Below are 15019 nucleotides of genomic sequence, written 5' to 3' on the forward strand. Positions count from 1 at the left end.
GCGCCTTGCAATCGACGCCCGGTCGCCGCTTCGGCGCGGGCCGAGGCGTGCCGGCAGGCGGCCCTTAGGCCGCCTGCTTTTCCGCAGCGGGCATGGGCTTCACGATGCTCATCAGCGCGCCATAGGGGAGCAGCATGACGAGGCCGCAGAGGATCTTCACGCTCAAGTCACCGACCGCCCAGGAGATCCAGCGCGGTGCTTCAGCCGCAAGTACGCCGAGGAGCGGTGCGGTTTCCAGCGCAAAGCTGTCGTTCGGGCCGAAGAACACGAAGAACGGTGCGAACGCAAAGGAGAAGAACATTGCGGTATCGAGCGCCGAGCCGATCAGCGAGCCTGCGAGCGGCGCATGCCACCAGCTCTGACGGCGGAGCCGGTTGAACACCGATATGTCCAGGAGTTGACCGAACAGGAAGGCCGAGCCCGACGCGATAGCGATGCGCGGCGTGGCGGCGACGATGGAGAGCAGAATGGCGACGATGAAGCCTGCGACTACCACGCGACGCGCGATGCGCGGCCCGAACTGGCGGTTGGTAAGGTCGGTCACCAGGAAGGCGAAGGGATAGCTGAAGGCGCCCCAGGTGAGGAGATCGCCGAGCTGCATACCGGCAATCGAGCCCGGTAGCGGAAACTGAACGAGGATGTTCGAGGCGACGACCACGAGGGTCATCAGCGCGACATAGACGAAGAAAGTGCGGTTGATCAGCATTTTTTTATCCTGGGGTATGCCACCAGCTAGAGGGATGAAAGCAGGGCAGTGCACCCGGCCGATGAAGGCAAAAGCGCGTATCGGTTAAGAAACGTGCGCACGAGAAAAAGGCTTGCCGGATGAACCCGCAAGCCTTTTAAACGCGTGTCAAAGACGGTGCGCTGGCGCCGATTAGGCGGCTTCAGCAACCTTCTTGACGATCTGGCGACGCAGCAGGCGAGCGCGCATGCTCAGCTCGTTCTCGTCCGACTTCAGCAGGAAGGCGTCGAGGCCGCCACGGTGTTCAACCGAGCGGAGAGCAGCTGCGGAAACGCGCAGGCGGTAGCGCTGGCCGAGAGCATCGGAAATCAGCGTGACGTTGCACAGGTTCGGAAGGAACCGGCGCTTGGTCTTGTTGTTGGCGTGGCTTACATTGTTGCCCGACTGGACGCCCTTGCCGGTCAATTCGCAACTACGGGACATGGTACACCTATTCTCTTTATCGCCGCCGGACAATGCGGTAGCGGGCCCAGAGCCCAGGCCGCGTTCCTAGGCCATTATTGGAAAGTCGCGGTTCTATAGTCAGAGACGGCCCGCCCGTCAAGCCAAACCTCTTGCATTCTCGGAAAACCGCGGTTTTTCCCGGCCGATCTGCCCATGCGAAGCGCTATCCGGGCAACAATAATGGTGCGTGAGACCCATTCCAAGCGGTTTTGCTATGCGCTATTTCTTGACCGAGGACACACGACGGTTTGGTTCCGTGATTGGACCGACCGCGTAGCCGGCGACAGCGAAATGGCGCAGAAAAGCCGTAAACACCCTGCATTTCAGGGTATTGCGGCGATGTTCAAGTGATGGATTCCTAAAGGCATGAAGTTGCGAAATGGCTTTCGCGGGGCAATGCTGCTTTCGGCGGTCTTGTTTTCCACAGCATCATCGGCCGCCGATGCCGAGCATCTGACGGATTACAGCATCTCGCTGTCCGGTCTGCCGGTGGCGCGCGCCTCATTCCACACCGAGGTTCAGAAGAATCGCTACACGATATCGGGGACGCTGAAATCGGCGGGCCTGCTCGATATCCTCAGCCGCACGTCGGGCCAGACACAGGTTTCCGGCGTTGTCGACAAGGATTACCTGCGCGCGTCGCAATATTCGATGTCCTATCGCAGTGGCTCGAAGAGCCGGGCGATCAGCGTTACCTACCGCAACGGCAATGTCGTGCATGCGAGCATGACGCCGAAGCGCACGCCTTTGCCGAAGAACTGGGTGCCGGTCACCTCGCGCGACATGCGCAACGTTCTCGATCCGCTTTCGGGGCTGATCATTCCGGCGCAAGCGCGCGTCTGCCCCAACACCCTGCCGATTTTCGACGGCGAGTCGCGGCTCGACATCAAGCTTTCGCCGAAGGGCACCAGGCCTTTCAAGACGAAGGGCTTCGAAGGCGAGGTGATCGTCTGCGGCATCCGCTTCGTGCCGAAGGCCGGCTACAAGAAGGGCCGCGAGGACGTCGAATATCTGCGGCGACTGCAGACGATGGAAATCTGGTTCGCCAAGGCTGAGACCATGAATGTCTATGCCCCCGTCTATGTCCGCATCCCCACCAAGCTCGGGCCGGTCACGGTCTCGGCGACGCGATTTGGTGGTTGACGCGCGATCGCGTGCAACTAAAAGGTTAAATACCAGCAAGCACCGTGATTTTGACGGCGCAGGTTTCCGTTGAGAGAAATCGCGCCCGGGGACGACTATGAAACTCAAGGCAACTCTGATCGGTTTTTCGGCCATCCTGATGTGGTCGCTGCTCGCGCTGTTCACGGCGGCATCGGGCAAGATGCCGCCGTTCCAGCTTTCGGCAATCTGTTTCCTGATCGGCAGCCTGCCCGGCCTTGCGGTGCTTGTGGCAAAACCGGAGCGCCTGGCGCTGCTCAAGCAGCCGGCGAAGGTCTGGATCACGGGCATTGCCGGCCTCTTCGGCTATCACTTCCTCTACTTCACGGCGCTGCGCAATGCGCCGGCGGTGGAGGCCGGGCTGATCGCCTATCTCTGGCCGCTCTTGATCGTTGTCGGTTCGGCACTGCTGCCGGGGGAGCGGCTGCGCTGGTATCACATCGCCGGCGCGCTTGCGGGCCTCGTCGGCACGATCCTGATCGTCGCGCGCAACGGCGTCGCCTTCGACGGTGCCTATCTCATCGGCTATGGCGCGGCCTTCCTCTGCGCCTTTACCTGGTCGGGTTATTCGCTGATCACACGCCGCTTCGAGGCGGTTTCGACCGATGTGGTCACCGGCTTCTGCCTTGCCACCTCGATCCTGTCCTTCGTCTGCCATCTCGCGCTCGAAACGACGGTCTGGCCGGCGACGACCTTCGAGTGGCTGGCGGTCGCGGGCCTCGGCCTCTTGCCGGTGGGGGCGGCCTTCTATGCCTGGGACTTCGGGGTGAAGAACGGCGACATCCAGCTTCTCGGCGTTTCGAGCTATGCAGCACCGGTGCTCTCGACGCTGATCCTGATCCTCTTCGGCTTTGCCGAGCCATCCTGGCGCATAGCGCTTGCCTGCCTGTTCGTCACCGGCGGGGCGGTGCTCGCCGCCCAGGATCTGATCTTGCGCAAGGATGCCGCGGCCACCCAGCCGGCGGAGTAGTCCGAAAGATCGCTATCGGGTCGGCGGCTGCCAGTCGGGGGCTGCCATCTCGAAGGCGGCAAAATCGAAGGCCGGCGCGACCGTGCAGCCAACCAGCGTCCAATCGCCGAGGGAGGCAGCCGACTGCCACCAGTTGGCCGGCACCACGCCCTGCGGGCGCTCACCGTCCCGGATGTCGGGCCCAAGCCGCAACGTCTCGGGGGGCTTCCCGTCCTCGGCAATGCTGAGTTCGAGCGGCGCGCCGGCGTGGTAGTGCCAGATCTCGACGGCGTCGCGGACCCGGTGCCAGTGCGAACGGTCGCCACGCTCAAGCAGATAATAGATCGCCGTCGAATGGCCCCGCGGGCCGCCGGCCGTGTCACGGAAGGTCTCGATGTACCAGCCGCCCTCCGGATGGCGTGTGAGGCCGAGCGCCTCGATGACCTCTTCCGCCGTCTGTGCTTCAGCCATCAGAAGTTATCCTTCCGCTTGCGGATTTCCGCAAAGACCGCGGCATCGTCGGCATCTCGCAGGCCGAGATGGGCGCGAATGCCGGGATCGGCGGCGCGCAGGAACGGGTTCGTGCGCTTCTCCAGGCCGATTGTCGTCGGCGCGGTGAAGCCGCCGTCGCAGCGGATTTCCTCGATCTCGGCAGCGCGTGCCTTGAGTTCGGCATTGTCGGGATCGACGGTGACCGCGAAGCGGGCATTGGAGAGCGTGTATTCGTGGCCGAAATAGACGGTCGTGTCGTCCGGCAAGGCCATCAGCCGGCTGAGAGACTGCCACATGGTCGCCGGCGTCCCCTCGAACAGACGGCCGCAGCCGAGCGCAAAAAGCGTGTCGGCGGCAAAGAGCAGCTTGTCCTGTGGAAAATGGAAGCAGATATGGCCGGCGGTATGGCCGGGTGTTTCGATCACCTCGACGTTGCGGCCCGCAAACTCGAAGCGTTCGCCATGACGCACCGTCTTGTCGAGGCCCGGAATTTTCGCGGCCTCGTTGAACGGACCGATGATGATGGCGCCGAAGCGGGCTTTCAACGCGTCATTGGCCGCGACGTGGTCGCCATGATGGTGCGTCGTGAGAATATGGGTGAGCGTCCAGCCGCGGCGTTCCAGCGCCTCCAGGATTGGCGCCTCCTCGGGCGCGTCGATCGAGGCGGTCAGGCCGCTTTCGGGGTCGTGGATCAGCACGCCGAAATTGTCGGTGCGGCAGAGGAAAAGATCGAGTTCGAGCGCGGCCATGGCAGGTCCTCCGGTCAGGAGAGGGGAGATGCTGCCGAATGTAGCGAGCCTTACCTTGAAGTCTACCGCTTCGAAGCTAACATGTTGCGAATGCATACCGATATTGTCGACCTTCGCGAATTCTATCACTCCGAGCTTGGCCGGATGGCGGAGCAATCCGTCACCATGGCGCTTTCGTCCGTCTGGGCGCGGCTGCCGGACGAGCGGCTGGTCGGCCTCGGCTATGCCGTTCCCTATCTCGAGCGGTTCCGCAAGGACACGGAGCGCACCTTCGCCTTCATGCCTGCGGGCCAGGGCGCGGTGAACTGGCCGGTTGCCGAGCTTTCCTCGACGGCGCTGGTGTTCGACGAGGAATTGCCGCTGCCGGACGCATCGATCGACCGGGTGCTGATGGTGCATTCGCTGGAATTTGCCGAAAGTCCGCGCGAGACGATGAAGGAGATCTGGCGGGTGCTGGCGCCGGGCGGGCGGCTCGTGATCGTCGTGCCCAATCGACGCGGCGTCTGGGCGCGCATGGAGCATACGCCCTTCGGCTCCGGCCGACCCTATTCGCGCGGGCAGCTGACGGCGCTGTTGCGCGAGACCAACTTCACGCCGGGGGCTACGGCCGACGCGCTGTTCTTCCCGCCGTCGAAGCTCCGGGCGATCCTGCGGCTGCGCCGAGGCTTTGAGCGGCTCGGCCGCTGGCTCTGGCCAGTGTTCTCAGGCGTCATCGTCGTCGAGGCGCAGAAGCGGCTTTACCAGGGGCTACCGGTCGCAGCGCGTGCGTCCCGCCGTGTCTTCGTGCCGGTGTTGGCGCCGCAGGGCGTGCCGAGCACACGCGAACGGCCACGCCTCACCCGATAAGGCGCTGCGTACAGGCGGCGGACCCTCGACAAAAGCCGCTTGCGCCGGTAATGGCTTGACCTCTTTTCCTGCCTATAGCGCCCCGCGCCTCCCAAGGCGCGACAAAGGTCGCTGTGGCATTTTGATGGCCATAGAAAGCTGACCCGATGAGCCTTGCTTCGAAGAGCCCTGAGCCGCGTCCCGGCATCCTTGACATTGCCGCCTATGTGCCGGGCAAGGAGCATGCGCCGGGTGTCGCCAAGGTGCATAAGCTCTCGTCGAACGAAACGCCGCTCGGTGCCAGCCCGAAGGCGATAGAAGCCTTCCAGGCGATGGCCTTCAATCTGGAGCGCTATCCTGACGGCCAGGCGCGGGCGCTGCGGGAGGCAATCGGGGCCGTTCACGGGCTCAATCCGGCAAACATCATGTGCGGCAACGGCTCGGACGAACTGCTCGGGCTGCTGTGCCACACCTATCTCGGCCCCGGCGACGAAGGCATTATCACCGAGCACGGTTTCCTGGTCTACAAGATCCAGATCCTGGCGGCCGGTGCGACGCCCGTGACCGTCGAGGAAAAAGATGCGCGCGTCGATGTGGACGCCATCCTTTCCGCGGTCACCGAGCGGACCAAGATGGTCTTTCTCGCCAATCCCGCCAATCCGACCGGCACCTATATCCCGGTCGACGAAGTCCGCCGGCTGCATGCGGGCCTGCCCGAGGGAGTGCTCCTGGTGCTCGACGCCGCCTATGCCGAATATGTGCGCCGCAACGACTATGCCGCCGGTCTTGAGCTCGTCTCGGCCAGCCGCAACGTGGTAATGACCCGCACCTTCTCGAAGATCTATGGTCTTGCCGGCCTGCGCATCGGCTGGATGTATGCGCCGCCGGAAGTGATCGACGCGGTCGACCGTGTCCGCGGGCCGTTCAATCTCAGTGCGCCTTCCATTGCGGCGGGTGCGGCGGCGATCCGCGATCAGGCTTTCGTCGCAACGGCGGTCGATCACAATCTCACCTGGCTTGCCCGCGTTGCCGAAGCGCTCGAGGCGATCGGGCTCCGCATCACGCCGTCGGTCACGAATTTCGTGCTGATCCATTTCCCCGACGAGGCCGGCAAGCGGGCGGAGGAGGCCGATGAGTTCCTAACCCGCCGCGGCTATATCCTCAGGGCAGTCCGCAGCTACGGCTTCCCGAATGCGTTGCGCATGACCATCGGCTCCGCGGAAGCCAACGAGGGCGTCATCGCGGCGCTGACCGAATTCATGGGACGGAAATAATGGCTCAGCAGTTTGAAACGATCGCCCTCATCGGCATTGGTCTGATCGGCTCGTCGATCGCGCGCGAAATCCGCGAGAAGCAACTCGCCGGCACGCTCGTGGTCTCCACGCGCAGCGAGGCGACGCTGAAGCGGACGCAGGAACTCGGGCTCGGCGATCGCTATACGCTGTCTGCGGCGGACGCCGTTCGCGACGCGGATCTCGTCATCGTCTCGGTACCGGTCGGCGCGTCCGGCGCTGTTGCCGCCGAGATCTCAGCGCATCTGAAGCCAGGCGCCATCGTCACCGACGTTGGTTCGACCAAGGGTTCGGTGATCGCACAGATGGCGCCGCACTTGCCCGAGAACGTGCATTTCGTGCCGGGGCATCCGATTGCCGGTACCGAGCATTCCGGCCCGGATGCCGGCTTCGTCGGCCTCTTCCGCGGCCGCTGGTGCATCCTGACGCCGCCCCCTGGCGCGGATGAGGAAGCGGTGGCGCGGCTGCGGCTTTTCTGGGAGACGCTCGGCTCGATGGTCGAGGAGATGGACGCCGAACACCACGACAAGGTGCTGGCGATCGTTTCGCACCTGCCGCACATCATCGCCTACAACATCGTCGGCACGGCTGACGATCTCGAGACCGTTACCGAATCCGAAGTCATCAAATATTCGGCTTCGGGCTTCCGCGACTTCACGCGTCTGGCGGCATCCGACCCGACCATGTGGCGCGACGTCTGCCTGCACAACAAGGATGCGATCCTGGAGATGCTGGCGCGGTTTTCGGAAGATCTCGCCTACCTCCAGCGGGCGATCCGCTGGGGCGACGGCGACAAGCTGTTCGATCTCTTTACCCGCACCCGGGCCATTCGCCGCTCGATCATTCAGGCCGGCCAGGACACGGCGATGCCGGACTTCGGTCGCCATGCCATGGATCAGAAATAGCCTGAGCAGATCAAGGAAGACCGTGGAGCGGTCTTCCTTCCTGTGAGGTGTATGACCGTAGGACCGTAGCCTAGAGGGTCGGCAGGACGCCGATCGGGATGAAGGCGAGGAATGCCGTGCCGTCGCGCACGTTGAGCTTCACGGTCGCCTCGTTCTTGCCGTTGGCGAGAGCCTTCAGCATGTTGGCGGTGTTGTCGACGAGGTTGGCATCATCCGGGATCAGGGTGACCAGATTGGCGCGCCAGGCCTCGATATTGGTCATCGTCAGCGAGAACTCGCCAGAAATCAGTCCCTGATCATTGACCGAGAACGGCCCGGAAAGCTTGGCGTTCATGCCCGAGCCGAGGTCGAGGGTGAGCTGTCTCAGCTCGCCCTTGCTGCCGCGAAACATCTCAGGCGTCGGCGGGGTTGTCATCCATCCGGCCCGGTCGGTGAAGGTCAGGTCGGCGGCGACGGTCGCCGGCGGTGCGAGGCTCGGGCCTTCCTCGGGCCGAACGTCCAGTTTGTCGACGCTCAAGGCGGCGTCGAGATCCGCGCCGTTCTGGCGCAGGTGCAATTCGCCGTGGCTGGCGCCGAAGCCAAATCCGTCGCCTTCAAGCGGCAATCGCAACCGGCCCGTCAGGTTGTCGTAGGTCAGCGACGTGCGATCAACGCCGGACAGGGTCGCGCGCACGCTCGCATGCAGCAACGTCCAGTCGGCGAAGATGTTGAGGCCGGGGGAAGCCCGGATCTCGGCCGGGCCGTCAAGCTCGATCACCGCATGGCCCGGCTGGTAGACCTGGGCAGCGGTCCTCAGCGCTCCGAACGAGGCCGAGGTGCCGTTGCGGGTGTCGTCCAGATGGACCTTGTCGCAGAAGAGGCCGATGCGGAACGGGAAGCCGCGCACGTCCATGTTGGTGCATTCGCCGCCGAGGCCGGCTGCCTGTCCTTCGGCGAGGCGGGTCGCAAGCCGCTTCTCGATCTGGTCGGCGGCGAGAAACCAGCCGGCCGAATAAACGCCGGTGACAAGCACGATGCCTGCCAGGAGCCAGCGGAATTTCCGGCTGACCGGCGATGGGTTGGAGACTGCGGTGGCCGACATGGGCGCGGGTACCTCACTCAAAACAGGATGGAGGCTGCCTTTCGGGTGGCGCCATCGATCCGCAAAACTATTCTTTCCTTTGGCCGCAGGAGGACGACCTTGTCTCTTTCGTGCCGGGATGCTGTGCCGTAGAAACCGAAAATGGCTCACCGTCCCACGCGACCGATCGTGATTCGGCAGTGAGAACAGCAGCGCGGGTTGAATGACAGTGGATATGGACGAATTTTGGGTCTTTGGCTACGGCTCGCTGATGTGGAACCCGGGCTTTGCCTTCGAGGAGAAGCTCACGGCACGCGCCTTCGGTTTTCGCCGCTCACTCTGCGTGCATTCCTGGGTTCATCGCGGCACCGAACAGCGGCCGGGGCTGGTGCTTGGGCTCGACCGCGGCGGCTCCTGCATCGGGACGGCGTTTCGCGTCCAGCGCGGACAGCAGGCGGATGTCGTCGATTATCTGCGCGAGCGTGAACTGGTGACCCACGTCTACAAGGAACGCACCATGCCGGTGCTGCTTGCCGACGGCCGCCGCGTTCCGGCGCTCGCCTACGTCATCGACCGCGCCCACGTCCAGTATGCGGGCTCGCTGACCACCACGGAGGCGGCCGGCATCGTCGCGGTTTCGACGGGAAAATCCGGGCCGAACAGCGAATACGTGTTCAACACGCTCGCCCATCTCAAGGAGATGGGTATCCGCGATCACTGGCTGGAAGAGGTGGTCGGATTGCTGCGGCAGTCGCCGCGTTCAGCCCGGGCCTGAAGGTTCAGGCCCGGCCTTCTGCCTTCAGTTCCTTCAGCCGCTGCTGGGCGGTCGGCGGTAGCGGCAGGTGCGGATTGGCCTTCACGGTTTCGACGAGCAACTCGTCGCTCGCCCTCTCGGTTACCTCGACGAGCTTCGCCAGGAAAGCGTCCGGGTCCATGCCGGCCTCGATGGGCGGCAGGATGCGAACCTTGAAGTGGCCGGGAAAGCGCAGGAACTTGCGGCGCGGCCAGAAGAGGCCGGGATGCATGGCGACCGGCACCACCGGCACGCTGAGGTCGCGGTAGAGGCGGGCGATGCCGTATTTGTATTCCGGCGGAGCGCCCGGCGGGCGACGCGTGCCTTCCGGGTAGATGATGAGCTCGCGGCCGGTTGCCATTTCCTGCTTGGTGCGGTCCATCACGCCGGTCATCGCCTTGCCGCGCGCCGCGCGATTTACCGGAACCATGCGTTGCTTGAGCACATACCAGCCGAAGAGCGGGATCCAGGTGAGCTCGCGCTTCAGGATATAAAAGGGATCGCTGAGCCAGGGGAGCAGCGCATAGGCATCCCAGAAGGACTGGTGCTTGGGAGCGAAGATATAGGGAACCTCGGGGATATTCTCCAAGCCTTCGATCTCGAAGGTCGTGCCGACCATCTTTTCCATGAGCCAGTGGTTGCTGCGCACCCAGTTCTTCGGCACGAACCACGCCTTCTTGCGCGGCAGCAGGAAGTAGATCGGGGTCAGCACGATCATCTGCACGATCAGGTTGGCGTAGAACACCATGTTGAAAAGGATCGAACGCAAGACGATCATCAGGCACGCTCTCGTAGGCGAGGTCTCAAGGGGACCGGCGTCTTTGAGCCGGTTGATCGCTGCCTACACGATTAAGTGCTGAAGGAAAACTGCTCTGTTTCACTTTGCAGCGGCGAAGGCTGTTCCTGCCGGCCCTTATTCTTCGGCGGGCGTCGCGCGCGATGCGTCGGTGCGCAGGCCGCTGGTCGGGCGGGCGCCGGCGAAGTCGCGTATTGACGCCACCGTATACTTGCCGAATTCCAGAAGGATCGACTTCAGCACCATCGGATTGCGCAGCCAGTTTGTGGTCTTCAGATCGGAGTTGACGACCGGGTAGGGGATGAACTCCGTTTCCGGCCGGGCGCGGCGCAGTTCCAGGAGGCTGCGCGGCATGTGATAGTTGTTGGTGACGACGAGCACGCTCGCATAGCCGCGATCATGGATCCATTGCGCCGCTTCCGTGGCATTTCCGATGGTATCGATCGCCTCATGGCCGATGTCTACGCAGCACTTGAAAAGGTCGGCCGAGCTCTGGGTGTTGCGGCGGATCTGGCTGCCTGTGGTCGCCGGGTGAACCCCGGAGATCAGCAGGCGCTTGCCGGCGCCACCCTTCAGAAGATCGACCGCCTGGTCGATGCGCTGGAAACCGCCGGTCAGGACCACGATCGCGTCGGCCTTCGGATGACCCGGCGGCTGCAGGGAGGCGACCGTGTCGGCAAAGTTCAGGAAGGCGGCGATCAGGATTGCCAGCGGCAGGAGCAGGACGAAGAAGGTTCGGCGGAGGATTTTGCGCAGGAGACTGCGGGACCGCCGGCGATCGTCGGCTTGCCCGTGCCATTTATCTCCTCCGGCCATTCCGTTCCCGCGTAGCTCTCGCGCCATCATGATTCTCTTCACATAGCCGCAGATTGCGGCAAGGAATAGATCGAGTGGCGGCGAAACATCAGGCGGCTCAGCTTTGGTAGAGGTCGGTACGGCCGGGGTCCGAACGGATGAGGTCGATTTCGTAGATCGTGCGGGTAACCGTCAGCCGCGCCGTAACGGTCGTCAGGATGGCGATGACGACGATGATCGCGGCAATGCCGAGATAGCCACCATAGCCGATGGTGAAGGTACCGAAGAGGGCGGTGGCCTGATCTGTCTCGGGGGTCGCCAAGGTCCGTGACTGCCAGAAACCCGCGAGCGCAAAGAAAAGTGCTGCGAGCAGACCGCCGGCGCCGGCGCCCTTGAGGCTGATCCTGAGGAAGTGCTTCTGGAATTCCGACGCGACGAAGCCGGCTTCGGCACCGACGAAATGCAGCACCTCGACGATATGGCGATTGCCCGACAGCGCGCCGCGCGTTGCGAAGACCACTGTCAGCACCATGGCGGAAAAGACCAGGGTCAGCACGCCGGTGCCGATCATGGCCGTGGTGTTGGCCATGGCGACCAGCCGGTCGACCCAGGTGCGGTGGTCGTCGAGGAAAGCCTGCGGGATTATTTCTGTCAGCGCCTTGCGCATGGCCGCAAAGTCCGGCGGATTGCTTTCGTCGATGGTGATGATGACGAGGCGCGGCACGGGCAACTCGTCAAGATCGAGGCCTTCGCCGAGCCAGGGTTCGAGCAGGCGGGCGGTGGCGGCCCGGTCGACGATCTTGCCGTCCGTCGTGCCACTGAAGGTCAGCGCCAGGTCGCGGGCATCCGCCAGCGCCTTTTCCATGTCGAGATTGTCGTCGGGCTTGATCTGGATGGTGATCTCGCGGGAGATCTGCGATTGCCAGCTCTGGGCCGTGGCTCGCACCATGCTGACGCCGCCGAGCGTCAGGCAGGCGAGGAACGACATGATGGCGATGACGCACATCAGCGCATGGCCGGACACATTGCTCGACGGCACGATCGGGCCGGTCGGGCGCACGCGCATTTCCGTCCGGCGCTGTTGTGCCTCCGGTGCCTGTTCGGGCACATCCTTTTGGTGTTTCGTGCGGCTGTCACTCATAGATGTCGAGCCGCCCCTGCGAAAGGATCATGCGCCGCGCCTCCACCTGGTCCATCAGCGACAGATCGTGGGTGGCGATCACGACCGCCGTGCCGAGCCGGTTGAGCTCGAGGAAAAGATTGAGCAGGCGCCTTGCCATCGGCGGATCGACGTTGCCGGTCGGCTCGTCGGCAAGCAGGATCTCCGGCCGGTCGATCAGCGCCCGAGCGATGGCGGCGCGCTGTTTTTCACCGCCGGAAAGGACCGGTGGCAGCACGTTGATGCGCTCGCCGAGACCCACCCATTTCAAAAGCTCCAGCACGTCTGCACGGTAGCTCGTCTCCTCCTTGCCGCGCACGCGCAACGGCAGTGCGACGTTCTCGTAGGTGGTGAGATGATCGAGCAGGCGAAAGTCCTGGAAGACGATGCCGACGCGCCGGCGCAGCATCGGGAATTCTTCGCGCGGGATCGACGAAATGTTGCGGTCGAACATCCGGATCAGGCCGCGTGTCGGCTGCAGCGAGAGGAAAAGAAGCCGCAGCAACGTGGTCTTGCCGGCGCCCGACGGACCCGTCAGGAACTGGAATGAACGGCGTGGAATGTCGAAGGTCAGGTCCCGGAGGATTTCCGGTCCCATGCCATAGCGCAGTCCGACGTTCTCAAAGTGAATCAAGCGGCAGCCCAGTCTCTCTCACGGCCCTGCAACCGACGGCCGGTTCCGGTCCTCCGCGCATAGGACGACCAGCCAAGAAAGGCAAAACCGCCAGCGGAATCATGGTTAAGTGACGGTTAATTTTTCATGAAAAGGCGCCGCTTTCGCGACGTCTTTCCGAAACATTAACCATTCCGGTTTACGTGTCGGAAAGATTTGATGCAATGCCTAGTTCTTGCACCGCATGAGGCTTGGCATTGCCCGAGGGTTTCGCAGACAAACTGGCCGCCTGCGGCCGTGTTCTCTTGCGGGACAGGAGGAAATGATCATGCAGGCATTCCGGACCAAATCCGCCAGCAACAACGCCGATACAGATTTCCTGCCGCCCGAGCGCGGCGGACGCGACGGGGCTTCAGCGCCGAGGCGCGCCGACTATGTGGATGCGGAATTCGAGGTGATATCCGCTTCGTCGCGCCGCACGCCCTATCCTGTTTTCAACGACAATGCACAAACCGGCAGCCGCAGGCGGCCGACGCTGACGGTCGTGGAGCAGGAGCCGTCGCTCGGCGCTCGATTGTTGCGTCTTGCCGAAACGCGGCTGCGCGACATGCCGGCACGCCGCTTTGCCGGGATGGTCGCGGGCGTTGCGCTTGCTTCCTTCCTGGCGATCGTCGGCTTTGCCGGCGATGGACAGGCCGACGTCCAGCCGCTGACGATATCGGGGATCAAGAGTGGGCTCGACTACTCCGGCGGCATGCGTGTGCTGTCCGTCTATGGCTCGATCGACAATCGCTCCGATATCGAGCAGCGATTGCCGATCGTCGTGGTGGAGATTGCCGCCAACGGGCGCAAGGTCACGACGACACGGGTGATGCCCGAGGGTGCTGCCGTCGCGCCCGGTGAGAGCCGTCATTTCATGACGAGACTGCCCTATGCGGGTGGAAAAATGCCGGATGTGACGGTTTCCTTCGCCGAAAACGATGTTTCGGCCCGCTGATTGTGCTAAGCGGCGCCAAAGGGAAGGCTTAAGGTCTTCCGGATGAAACGCTGGAGAAGCCTTGATGCCCGTTGTTCGCGGTAAGAATATCGAACCTCTCTATACGGCCGAAACCATCGCTGCCCGCAACAGCGAGCTCGCCGGAATGATCGTCAACGGCCCGCACAAGGATCTACTGGTGATCGCGGTGCTCAAGGGATCGTTCATCTTCGCGGCCGATCTGATCCGCTCGATGCATACGGCCGGTCTGGCACCGGAAGTCGAGTTCATCACGCTGTCGAGCTATGGCACCGGCACCGTTTCGCAGGGCGTCAAGATCACCAAGGATATCGACAGCGACGTGCATGGGCGCGACGTTCTGCTGATCGACGACATTCTCGAATCCGGCCGCACGCTGCGTTTCGCCAAGGAACTGATGTACGAGCGCGGCGCCCGCAACGTCACGATCGCCGTGCTGCTCGACAAGCGGGTCAAGCGCAAGGTCGAGCTCGAGGCGGATTATGTCGGCTTCGAATGCCCCGATCACTTCGTCGTCGGCTACGGCATGGACGTCGCCTATGCCTTCCGCGAGCTGCCTTTTGTCGGTGTTGTCACCGGCGACGCCGAGTAAACGTCTCGATTTGGGGCATGCGCCCTGAAATCCAGTCGTTCGGCGTTTACCGAACACAAACGAAAAACTGGTTGTTTTGGTGCGTGCCGCAGTGATTCTCGACGGGGATCGGCGGCGCTGCAGCGCCAGTGTGTCTCCCGATGATCCACGCCCGCTGTACTTTTGGATCAGGTGCGGGTGCCGGCGTGAACGCCGGACTCGGAAGCGAACGCGGAGGCCATGATGGCGAAGATCCTGATTACCGAGGACGAGGATGCATTGCGTTCCTTCGTTGCGCGGGCCCTGAGGCTCGACGGCCACGAGACGGTCGAAGCGGGCGATGGGGCCGATGGCCTTGCCTGCCTGGAGGCCGAGGCGTTCGACCTTCTGCTCTCCGATATCCGTATGCCCGTGATGGACGGCATCGAGCTGACGCACCAGGCGTCGGCGGCCTTTCCGGCCATGAAGATCCTGCTGATGACCGGCTATGCCGAGCAGCGCGAGCGGGCTGACGATCTCACCGACAAGATCGTCGATGTCATCTCCAAGCCCTTCTCCCTTCCCGATATCCGCAAGGCAGTCGCGCTGGCGCTGGCCGCCTGACGGCCAGACCTGCCGGCCCACAGCAACAGGACCGCGACCCGGCGCATCGATT

The 15019-nt window shown here is 63.4% G+C and carries 18 protein-coding genes; 9 read left to right on the top strand and 9 right to left on the bottom strand.

The window, feature by feature from the left end; genetic code table 11:
* Positions 1-64 precede the first annotated feature (64 nt).
* Together ASD01_RS08270 and rpmB are read right to left on the bottom strand one after the other, a co-directional pair.
* The gene (locus ASD01_RS08270) at positions 65-706 is read right to left on the bottom strand and encodes a VUT family protein (RefSeq protein WP_034806565.1); all 642 of its coding nucleotides are present in this window, start codon (positions 704-706) and stop codon (positions 65-67) included.
* A 171-nt stretch (positions 707-877) separates the two neighbouring features.
* The gene (gene rpmB, locus ASD01_RS08275) at positions 878-1168 is read right to left on the bottom strand and encodes a 50S ribosomal protein L28 (protein WP_034806568.1); all 291 of its coding nucleotides are present in this window, start codon (positions 1166-1168) and stop codon (positions 878-880) included.
* 387 nt (positions 1169-1555) lie between these two features.
* Between rpmB and ASD01_RS08280 the strand changes: the two genes are divergently transcribed.
* Together ASD01_RS08280 and yddG are read left to right on the top strand one after the other, a co-directional pair.
* Positions 1556-2332, top strand: a complete 777-nt coding sequence (locus ASD01_RS08280) for a DUF3108 domain-containing protein (protein ID WP_034806574.1) — start codon at positions 1556-1558, stop codon at positions 2330-2332.
* Between the two features lie 97 nt (positions 2333-2429).
* Positions 2430-3320 carry an aromatic amino acid exporter YddG gene (gene yddG, locus ASD01_RS08285; protein ID WP_034806577.1) on the top strand — a complete coding sequence of 297 codons (891 nt, stop codon included), beginning with the start codon at positions 2430-2432 and terminating at the stop codon, positions 3318-3320.
* Between the two features lie 12 nt (positions 3321-3332).
* Here the strand turns inward: yddG and ASD01_RS08290 are convergent, their stop codons facing one another.
* Together ASD01_RS08290 and gloB are read right to left on the bottom strand one after the other, a co-directional pair.
* Positions 3333-3770, bottom strand: coding sequence for a cupin domain-containing protein (locus tag ASD01_RS08290; RefSeq protein ID WP_034806580.1), 438 nt, complete (start codon positions 3768-3770; stop codon positions 3333-3335).
* The gene (gloB, locus tag ASD01_RS08295; protein WP_034806583.1) at positions 3770-4540 is read right to left on the bottom strand and encodes a hydroxyacylglutathione hydrolase; all 771 of its coding nucleotides are present in this window, start codon (positions 4538-4540) and stop codon (positions 3770-3772) included. The genes ASD01_RS08290 and gloB overlap by 1 nt, the downstream gene beginning before the upstream one ends.
* An 81-nt stretch (positions 4541-4621) precedes the next feature.
* On the opposite strand from gloB, the gene ASD01_RS08300 reads away from it, so the two are divergent.
* The 3 genes from ASD01_RS08300 (at position 4622) to ASD01_RS08310 (ending at position 7562) form a co-directional block, all read left to right on the top strand.
* On the top strand, positions 4622-5386 hold the full coding sequence (locus ASD01_RS08300) for a class I SAM-dependent methyltransferase (RefSeq protein ID WP_089044490.1): 765 nt from the start codon (positions 4622-4624) through the stop codon (positions 5384-5386).
* Between the two features lie 146 nt (positions 5387-5532).
* Positions 5533-6639 carry a histidinol-phosphate transaminase gene (gene hisC, locus ASD01_RS08305; RefSeq protein WP_034806587.1) on the top strand — a complete coding sequence of 369 codons (1107 nt, stop codon included), beginning with the start codon at positions 5533-5535 and terminating at the stop codon, positions 6637-6639.
* Entirely contained in the window at positions 6639-7562 is a 924-nt protein-coding gene (locus ASD01_RS08310; protein WP_034806590.1) for a prephenate/arogenate dehydrogenase family protein, read from the top strand. The genes hisC and ASD01_RS08310 overlap by 1 nt, the downstream gene beginning before the upstream one ends.
* Positions 7563-7632: 70 nt before the next feature.
* Here the strand turns inward: ASD01_RS08310 and ASD01_RS08315 are convergent, their stop codons facing one another.
* Complete coding sequence (locus tag ASD01_RS08315; RefSeq protein ID WP_034806594.1) at positions 7633-8643, bottom strand: DUF2125 domain-containing protein; 1011 nt, start codon at positions 8641-8643, stop codon at positions 7633-7635.
* A gap of 202 nt (positions 8644-8845) precedes the next feature.
* Between ASD01_RS08315 and ASD01_RS08320 the strand changes: the two genes are divergently transcribed.
* On the top strand, positions 8846-9397 hold the full coding sequence (locus ASD01_RS08320) for a gamma-glutamylcyclotransferase (protein ID WP_034806597.1): 552 nt from the start codon (positions 8846-8848) through the stop codon (positions 9395-9397).
* 4 nt (positions 9398-9401) lie between these two features.
* On the opposite strand, the gene ASD01_RS08325 is transcribed toward ASD01_RS08320, so the two are convergent.
* From ASD01_RS08325 to ftsE, 4 genes are all read right to left on the bottom strand, one after another.
* Positions 9402-10193, bottom strand: a complete 792-nt coding sequence (locus ASD01_RS08325) for a lysophospholipid acyltransferase family protein (RefSeq protein WP_034806600.1) — start codon at positions 10191-10193, stop codon at positions 9402-9404.
* Positions 10194-10328: 135 nt separating this feature from the next.
* Positions 10329-11027: a YdcF family protein gene (locus ASD01_RS08330; RefSeq protein ID WP_060528852.1), complete on the bottom strand. Its 699-nt coding sequence runs from the start codon at positions 11025-11027 to the stop codon at positions 10329-10331.
* Between the two features lie 97 nt (positions 11028-11124).
* On the bottom strand, positions 11125-12147 hold the full coding sequence (locus ASD01_RS08335) for a cell division protein FtsX (protein WP_034806606.1): 1023 nt from the start codon (positions 12145-12147) through the stop codon (positions 11125-11127).
* The gene (gene ftsE, locus ASD01_RS08340) at positions 12140-12799 is read right to left on the bottom strand and encodes a cell division ATP-binding protein FtsE (protein WP_034806610.1); all 660 of its coding nucleotides are present in this window, start codon (positions 12797-12799) and stop codon (positions 12140-12142) included. Before ftsE ends, ASD01_RS08335 begins: the two co-directional genes overlap by 8 nt.
* Positions 12800-13106: 307 nt before the next feature.
* Here ftsE and ASD01_RS08345 point away from each other — a divergent pair, with 307 nt between their 5' ends.
* From ASD01_RS08345 to ASD01_RS08355, 3 genes are all read left to right on the top strand, one after another.
* Positions 13107-13775 carry a hypothetical protein gene (locus ASD01_RS08345; protein WP_034806734.1) on the top strand — a complete coding sequence of 223 codons (669 nt, stop codon included), beginning with the start codon at positions 13107-13109 and terminating at the stop codon, positions 13773-13775.
* Positions 13776-13839: 64 nt separating this feature from the next.
* On the top strand, positions 13840-14385 hold the full coding sequence (hpt, locus tag ASD01_RS08350; RefSeq protein ID WP_034806612.1) for a hypoxanthine phosphoribosyltransferase: 546 nt from the start codon (positions 13840-13842) through the stop codon (positions 14383-14385).
* A 222-nt stretch (positions 14386-14607) separates the two neighbouring features.
* Positions 14608-14967: a response regulator gene (locus ASD01_RS08355; RefSeq protein WP_034806737.1), complete on the top strand. Its 360-nt coding sequence runs from the start codon at positions 14608-14610 to the stop codon at positions 14965-14967.
* Positions 14968-15019: the final 52 nt, after the last annotated feature.

Origin of the sequence: Ensifer sp. Root423 (assembly GCF_001426275.1) — a bacterium.
Lineage (GTDB): Bacteria > Pseudomonadota > Alphaproteobacteria > Rhizobiales > Rhizobiaceae > Ensifer > Ensifer adhaerens.